Below are 7,443 nucleotides of genomic sequence, written 5' to 3' on the forward strand. Positions count from 1 at the left end.
CGGTCGGTGACTTCGCGTCGGACGGTGCCGACGAACCGCTCGGCGTGGGCGTTGGCTCGCGGACACCGTGGTGGGCTCTTCACGACCTGGATGCCTGCGCCGGAGAAAACCGCGTCGAACGAGGCGGTGAACTGGCCGGCCCGGTCGCGGATGAGGAACCGGAAGTCGTCTGTCCGGTCGCCGAGGTCCATGAGCAGGTTGCGGGCTTGTTGGGTGGTCCATGCTCCGTCGGGGTTGGTGGTGGTGCCGAGGATGTGGACGTAGCGGGTGGCGACCTCCATCATGAAGAACACGTAGACGCGCTTGAGCGTCAGGGCGCAGTCGACGTGGAAGAAGTCGCAGGCCAGGATGCTTGCGGTCTGGGCGCGCAGGAACCGTCGCCAGGAGGTGTCGGTGTCGCGCCGGGGAGCGGGTGGAATCCACAAGCGCTTGAGCACGCGGCGAACCGTTGACGCGGCCACCCGGTGTCCGAGCTTGAGCAGCTCGCCCTGGATCCGGCGATAGCCCCAGCTGGCGTTCTCCCGCGCCATGCGCTCGATCAGCGCCGCGATGGTGTCGTCGAGCGGCGGTCGGCCGGTACGGTTGGGGTAGGTCCACTTCTTCGCGACCAGGCGCCGGTGCCACCGCAGGACGGTGCCCGGCGTTACCAGCCGGTGGTGTCGTAACCAGTCGGGTAGGCGTCGGACCAATGCGGCGAGCACCGCGCGATCGGCCCAGTCCAACCGCGGGCGGGGACTGGCCCGGCGCAGCACGGTGACTTCGTGCCGCAGCACCAGCAACTCCGCGTCCTTGGCCGCTGATGATCGACCGAGCAGAATCAGCCAGTCGACGACCCGGACGAAGATCAGATAGAGCAGTCGTAGCGCCACGCTCCACGATCATGCTCCTACAGCACATGGTGCGCGATAGCCCCAGCTCAGCGCCTCAGTGCAGAGTTCTGAAACCCCACAAGGATCTCCGTGTCTTTGTCCCGGTCGCTCATGGGTAGCAGGCGCAGCAGCGCGAACGTGTTGGTCATGCCCAGGTAGGCCAGTCGAAGCGGCACAGCCAGCCATCATGCCGCGCCCGTCGCCGAGCCAGTGGAACACGAGCACCCTCATCGGCCATCCCGAGACCTTGTCCCGACCGTGCCCTCACCTGCATGGATGGGATATCGGCAGGCACAGCGCATGCGAACCGTTCGACCGAAGATGCTCCACAACTGCCGCGCAGTCCGCTTGACACTGCAGTGGTTAGGGGTAACCATAACCACCTCAGGTGAGGAGGGTCTGATGGACCCCACGCTCTTGTCGGCAGGTGTTGTCCGGTCCTTCGGCACCAACGTGGCCAGGCCGGTCACCGTCATCCTGCTGACCGGGCTGCCGGTGCTGGTGCTGGTCGCCCTCTTCGTCGTCGTCGCGCTGGCGGCGATCGTCCTGGGCAACACCACCCTCGTGGTCATGGCCTCGGTGCGGGAACTGATCGGCGACCTGTTGAGCTACGCCAAGAAGGCGATGAGCTGACGTGTCCCGCGGTGTCGAGGTCCTGCGCGGTGAACTGGAAAGCGCGGGATTCCGCGACGTCAAGCTCCTGTCGGCGCACCACGACCGCACGACGGTGCTCGCCCGGACCGCCGATCTGCGAAGCGTCGTGGTCAAGGTGCTGCCGGACTCGGCGGCCGAGGTCGGGATCGTAGAGGAGGTGCCGCCCCTGCCGGGCTTGCTCGTGGCCGCGGAAGTGATCCCCCTCCGCAGCGGGCGCGTAGCGCTCGTGACCCCATACCAGGCGAACGGGTCACTGCGGGAACTGGTCGAGCGGACCGGCCCACTGCCGGTCGAGACGGCGTCGGCATACGCCGCGGGCATCGCCGACGCGCTGGAGCGGCTGCACGGCCTGGGCGTGGTCCACGGCGATCTCAAACCGCAGAACGTCCTCGTCGGCGGCGACGGCGCACCTCTGTTGATCGACTTCGGCTCGGCGTCGGTCGCGTTGCCGATCGGCGACGCAACCGGCGGCACCCCACCCTTCGCCGCGCCGGAGTTGGGCGCGGGGACAACGCCGAGCCCTGCAGCGGACGTCTACGCGCTTGGCGTCACCCTCCATTACCTGCTGACCGGCAGCGATCCTGACAACCCGGCGCTCGACAGGCTGGTGCGCGGCGGCAGCAAGGAGCACGACGAACTCCTGACCCTGGCCGAGGTCCTCGCGGACGACATCCCCTCCCGTCGGCCCAGTGCGGCCGCCGTCCGGCCTTTGCTCGCGATGCATTCGGCCCTCACCGAGAATCCGCCCCGCCGCCCGGACGCCTACGAGGCGCTGATCTCGTTCAACGGCCGCACTGTCAGATTGTCCCCCGAGAACCCCTTGGCGGTCGCGGGGAGGGCGGCAACCGACCTCCCTGTCGGCGTTGACGACTACGCCGTCTCCCGGGCCGCTGTCGAGTTCCGGGTGTCGGACGGGAGGCTCTCGATCAACAACCTCTCCCATTCCAACAGAGTTCAGGTCTCCACGAAGGACTCCAAGCACGCGGACGTCCTGCTGGAGCTCGGTGCCGGCTACACGGCGGCCAAGCGGGACAGCGTGGTGACCCTGATGACCACGTCGAAGCGTTACGCGCTCTCGGTTGTGGTCGGTCCAGGACTGCTGTCAGGCGAGGAGCGCCGACCCGGAGGCCCCGTGACGGTCGACTCCCTGGCCCGGGACGGGCTCGACCTCCCCTTGACACCCGTCCAGCTCCGACTGCTCGCCGCTTACTGCCTGCCCCTGCTGAGGGACAGCGGAGCGAACGCGTCATCGCACACCGAGGTCGCGCGGATGCTCGGCCTTTCCACCATGACAACGCGGAACCAGATGCAGAAGCTCACGAAGCGGCTCGCCGAGGCGTTCGCCGTCCCCGCCGACAAGGACATCGTTTGCCGCGCCGCGCTCCGCGCCGGTCTGATCAAGCCTAGCACCGTAGCGCTGTTCCCCGAACTGGACCGCCACGGCGGCGCATAACCGACAACCGCAGGTTCGGCGCCTAGCGCGGGGTCTGTCAAACGAGCGGCTCTGGCCCACTTTCGGTGGTCACGGTGAGCAGCCGGTCGCGGCCGTGACCTTGCGGTGGAGATCGATGCCCTTGCCAGGAAGGTGCTTTCGGGCTGTCGACGCCTTCGTCATCGCAGCCCCTGGGCGCCGGACGGCATGGCCACAACCCGAATGGGGACCGTGACCACCGCTCTCTGCCACGCACCCAACGACCGGAATTGACAGTCCAGAAATGCCGTCCCACAAGGGGATTCGCACCCATCGCAAGATCACGGCCGCGACCGGCTACTCACCGTCACCACCTAAAGTGCGCCAGAGCCGCTCGTTTGACAGACCTGCGGCACAGGATCGCCATGGTGTCCGTTCCGCCCGCGGCGCGAAACCCACGGGCATCACCACCTCTCTCAACCGATGGATCGTCTCCCGCGGCGTCGGCGACCGGGGATACCGTCGGACGAGGCGTTCATGCGCCGGCCGGCACGCCGTTGTCGGTGTGGCTGTCGGTGTGCGTGGTGGGTAGTTCGAGCTCTCCGATGGCGGCGCGAGCTGCCGCGGCACGGACCGGGTCGGGTTCAGCCAGCACTCGGACGGCTTCGGCGTGGGCCGTCGCGGCGGCATGCAGGCCGGAGGCGGTGGGGGTTGTGGTCCAGTAGTCGGGCAACGCGGTCGCGGTCCGGGCCAGACGCAGCAGGGATAGGCCCAACTGCGCTTTGACCTGGAGCGCGCGCAGGACCGGTGTGGTGAAGGTCGAGGTGTCGATGGTGGCGATGAGGCCGGTCAGGGAGGAGATCGGGGACTTCGCGGCAGTCACCGCCTGGAGCACGGCCCACAGATCGCCTGTTTGCGGATCGTCCGGCTCGAGGTCGCGCAGTGACGCCCGCAGGGCGGCATCGAGGTCGGATGTGACGAGGTGTGCCGTGATCTCGGCGATGCTGCGCAGGTGGTCCGGTTCCCGGCGTTGGAACTCCACTGCTGTGCGCGCGGTGCGCAGCAGGTCGCGGGGAAGCCCACCGGACCAGGCATGGCAGAGCGCGGCCAACAGCGGCGGAAACCCAGTGGCCCTGGCCTGCACGACGTCGAGAGACTCCTCCAGGTCGAGCCAGCGGGTGTGCACCACGTTGTCGAAGGCCGAGTCGAAGGCGTCGCGCCCCGCCAGTCCTCTGCGCTCGAACGCGTCGAGGGCGTCGGTGGAGACGGTCACCAGGAAGTGGATCTTCTGGATGTGGAAGAGGTCCTTGAGTTCGTTGACGATCTCCACGAGGTCTTCGGGATTGCTGATCTTGTCCAGTTCGTCGACGCAGACGATCATCCGCGTGCGGTCCGAGCTGCTCGCGAAGACGCGGAGCAGGTCACGCAGCGCACCGACGAGTTCGGCCCGGCCAAGCGCGCGGCTCTTAAGCTTGATGCTGCGCTCGGTGCTGGCCTCGAACAGTCCGCGCACCTTGGCCACCGCCTTCCTGGTGTCGCCGCGCTCCGATTCCCAACGCAGGTCACGCAACAGCTCGCGGGCCCGACGCACGTCGGCTGGCAGCGCTGTCGCGGTCATTTGAACCATGAATTTCAGCCAGAGCAGTATGAGCGACACCCCGATCAGGATCAGCGGCAACGCGGTGCCGCCGATCACGTCCACGGTGTCGCCCAGGGACGTTCTCGAGGTCGAGGAGGTCGAAGAGGTCATGTCGGACAGGAACAACAACAGCAGACCGAGACCGGCGATGAGCAGCATCGAGCGGACCTGCAGGCGCTCGAACGCGTTCCGCACCAGGTTCGTGGCCCGGGTTCCACGCGTGGCCGAGACCGCTGAGGCCACCTCGGTGAGCAGGATCCGGATGAACTCGCCCGCGTCGTAGCGGACCGGCGAGGGGACGATCACCACCGGTCCCTCCATGTCCGGGTCGGCCCACAGGGCGCGCATCACCGTCGACTTGCCCGACCCTCGGGTTCCTGCCAGACCGATGGCAGAGGAGGCGTGTTCGAGAATGAACTCCTTGATGTAGGTCGCCGTCTTCGACTGCCGGATCTGGCTGACGTCCAACTCGACCAGACGCGGCGCGTGCGTGGGGAACAGGATGATGCCCTTGGGACCCAACTCCGCATTGATGGCGGACGACAGCGCCTCCTGCACCGCGGTGTCCAGCGTCCGGCGAAACACATCCCGGGCCACAGTGGTGCGCTCCCGGATCGTCTTGATCGCGGTCCGGTACATCAACCGTTGGCTGATCAGCAGAAGGCTCACGACCGCGCTGCCCGCCCAGGCGATCACCACCAAAAAGGGACGTTCACGCCCGAACCAACCGGTCTTCGGATCGACGCCCGACTTTGCAGAGACGGTCTCGGCGGATGTGAACACCAGGTAGATCGTCACACCGAGTACGGCGACCAGGAGCAGACAGAGCGCGGTGGTCCGCCAGAAGGCCCACCTTCTGGCCCGGGAAATCGCCGCTCGCTCTGCTTGCACGGCCTCGGCGAGGGCCTTTTCACTGATCATGACCGATGCACGGATCTCGTCGAGGTGAGCGGCAACCAGCCGACCGATGATCAGGCCGCGATGAGAGCTGTAATGCCTGAACTCCCGTCGCTCGAACACGCCACCGGCGATGTCGGCGACCTCGTGACTGAAGGCGTCCTCTGTCATATGGCTTGCATCGACAACTCACCCCCATCCGTTACCGCACGATCGACAATCAACCTTTCCTCGATATTGAGTCGAAAGTGATCTTCTTCCTGTAAGTTGATCACCTGTGATCGAGGTCGAGGGTGCACACCGGTTATCGCCTGCGGAGCGCGAGGTGCTGCGGTTGCGGGTGGTGGCGGCGTTGAAGTCCGGGCGGGTCGAGGGTTACTGGCAGGCGGCGGAGGTGTTCGGGGTCTCCGAACGGTCGGTGGGCACTTGGTGGCGGACTTACCGACGGGACGGTCGCGACGGCTTGGCGACCCGAAAGGGGCGGCCCGGCCCCGCTGAGCCGATCAGCGGAGAGGATCGGGGCATGCTGTTCGCGGCAATGGCCGACTACACGCCCAAGGAACTGCTGATCGGCGGCCCGCTGTGGACCCGCCAGGGCGTGGTCGAGCTGATCCGGCTGGTCGTCGGCGTCGACATGACCGAACTTGTGGCTGCGTCGCCACGGCCTCACCCCGCAGCGCCCGGCACGGCGTGCCTACGAACAGCAGCCCGCCGCGGTGCGCACCTGGCTGGACGAGGACTATCCGGCGATCGAGGCACGCGCCAAGACCGAGGGTGCGGCGGACGCGTGGGTCGACCAGTGCGGGCTTCGCTCGGATGCCGCCCCGCTCGGCCGGTCCTGGGCGCCGAAGGGCAGAACGCCGATCGTGCGGGTGACCGGGAAACGGCTGCGGGTCAACGTCATGTCCGCGGTCGCCTCGCGCGGCGCGTTGTGGTTCACCGTGTTCACCGAGCGGTTCACCGCCGCCGTGTTCACCGCGTTCCTCGACCGTGTGGCCCTGTGCTTGCCGAAAATATCGTCCGTGCAGGTCAGGCGGCGTGGTGGTACTCGTTGAGGATGCCGCCCAGTCGTTGCTGTCGGCGGACGTCGAGTCTGGTGATCGCTGCTTGATTGGTGACGGCTGGTGGCAGGGCGCGTAGTGGTCGGACGTTAGCGATGCCTTGGTGGGGTCGGTGGGTGTTGTAGTACTTTTCGTACTCGCGTAGTGCGTGGAGTAGGTGCTGCTGGTTCCATATGAGGGTGCGGTCGAGGAGTTCGTGGCGGCAGCTGCGGATCCAGCGTTCCATGATCGCGTTCATGCGCGGTAACCGGACACCGGTGAGGAGGACCTGGACACCGGCGTCGGCGAGGACGGCGTCGAACAGGGTGGGGAACTTCCCATCCCGGTCGCGGATCAGGAATCGCGCGGAACTACCTGTGGGGTGCCAATAGTCGGCCACGTGGTCTGACCTGCGGTTAGGCGGCTGCGTGTTCGTACTCGTTGATTAGGCCGCCGAGGGCTGGTCGGCGATGTATCGACGTGCTGCTCGGCTCGGCGAGTTCAGGCGGTGGGAGCATCTGCTTCGAGGAGTCCGGTGAATACCTCGCTGGGTTTTCTCCAGTCGTGGATCTTACGGGGTCGGTCGTTGATCTCGGCGGCGATGGCGGCGAGGTAGCGGGGGTCGGTGGGGATGTCGACGCCCTTGGGCAGGAACTCGCGGACGATGCGGTTGAGGTTCTCGTTGCTGCCGCGTTCCCACGGTGAGTGGGGGTGGGCGAAGAAGACCGGCAGTCCGGTGGCGGTCACCTGCTTGTGCAGAGCCATCTCGGAGCCGCAGTCCCAGGTCAGGGAGCGTTTGATGGAGGTCGGGAGGTCGCCGACGGCGGCGATGATCGCGTCGGTGACGGTGAGTGAGTCGCGTCCGCGCAGCGGGACCAGGACCAGGAAGCGGCTGGTGCGCTCGACCAGCGTGGCCACCGCACTTTTACCGCC

7 protein-coding genes and 1 pseudogene are annotated in these 7,443 nt (G+C 67.0%); 4 read left to right on the plus strand and 4 right to left on the minus strand.

Translation table 11 applies throughout. The features are described from left to right. Nucleotides 1-869 (minus strand): helix-turn-helix domain-containing protein (locus tag AB0G02_RS24090; protein ID WP_360797723.1); only part of this gene is annotated, 869 nt, incomplete at its 3' end. Nucleotides 870-1,271: 402 nt separating this feature from the next. Here AB0G02_RS24090 and AB0G02_RS24095 point away from each other — a divergent pair. Together AB0G02_RS24095 and AB0G02_RS24100 are read left to right on the plus strand one after the other, a co-directional pair. Further along, nucleotides 1,272-1,502, plus strand: coding sequence for a hypothetical protein (locus tag AB0G02_RS24095; protein ID WP_360797724.1), 231 nt, complete (start codon nt 1,272-1,274; stop codon nt 1,500-1,502). Between the two features lies 1 nt (nt 1,503). Beyond that, nucleotides 1,504-2,976: a protein kinase gene (locus AB0G02_RS24100; protein WP_360797725.1), complete on the plus strand. Its 1,473-nt coding sequence runs from the start codon at nt 1,504-1,506 to the stop codon at nt 2,974-2,976. Between the two features lie 493 nt (nt 2,977-3,469). Here AB0G02_RS24100 and AB0G02_RS24105 read toward each other — a convergent pair whose 3' ends face one another. Beyond that, complete coding sequence (locus AB0G02_RS24105) at nt 3,470-5,641, minus strand: P-loop NTPase fold protein (RefSeq protein ID WP_360797726.1); 2,172 nt, start codon at nt 5,639-5,641, stop codon at nt 3,470-3,472. A gap of 172 nt (nt 5,642-5,813) precedes the next feature. Between AB0G02_RS24105 and AB0G02_RS24110 the strand changes: the two are divergent. Continuing rightward, nucleotides 5,814-5,948 (plus strand): annotated as a pseudogene (locus AB0G02_RS24110) (helix-turn-helix domain-containing protein); the annotation flags it as partial. Nucleotides 5,949-6,114: 166 nt separating this feature from the next. After that, nucleotides 6,115-6,525, plus strand: a complete 411-nt coding sequence (locus tag AB0G02_RS24115; protein WP_360797727.1) for a transposase — start codon at nt 6,115-6,117, stop codon at nt 6,523-6,525. Here the strand turns inward: AB0G02_RS24115 and AB0G02_RS24120 are convergent. Further along, nucleotides 6,500-6,910, minus strand: a complete 411-nt coding sequence (locus AB0G02_RS24120) for an integrase core domain-containing protein (RefSeq protein ID WP_360797728.1) — start codon at nt 6,908-6,910, stop codon at nt 6,500-6,502. The genes AB0G02_RS24115 and AB0G02_RS24120 overlap by 26 nt on opposite strands. 101 nt (nt 6,911-7,011) lie before the next feature. Then, the coding region (locus tag AB0G02_RS24125; RefSeq protein ID WP_360797729.1) for an IS30 family transposase at nt 7,012-7,443 on the minus strand (432 nt) is incomplete at its 5' end.

Origin of the sequence: Actinosynnema sp. NPDC023658 (assembly GCF_040639995.1) — a bacterium.
Lineage (GTDB): Bacteria > Actinomycetota > Actinomycetes > Mycobacteriales > Pseudonocardiaceae > Actinosynnema.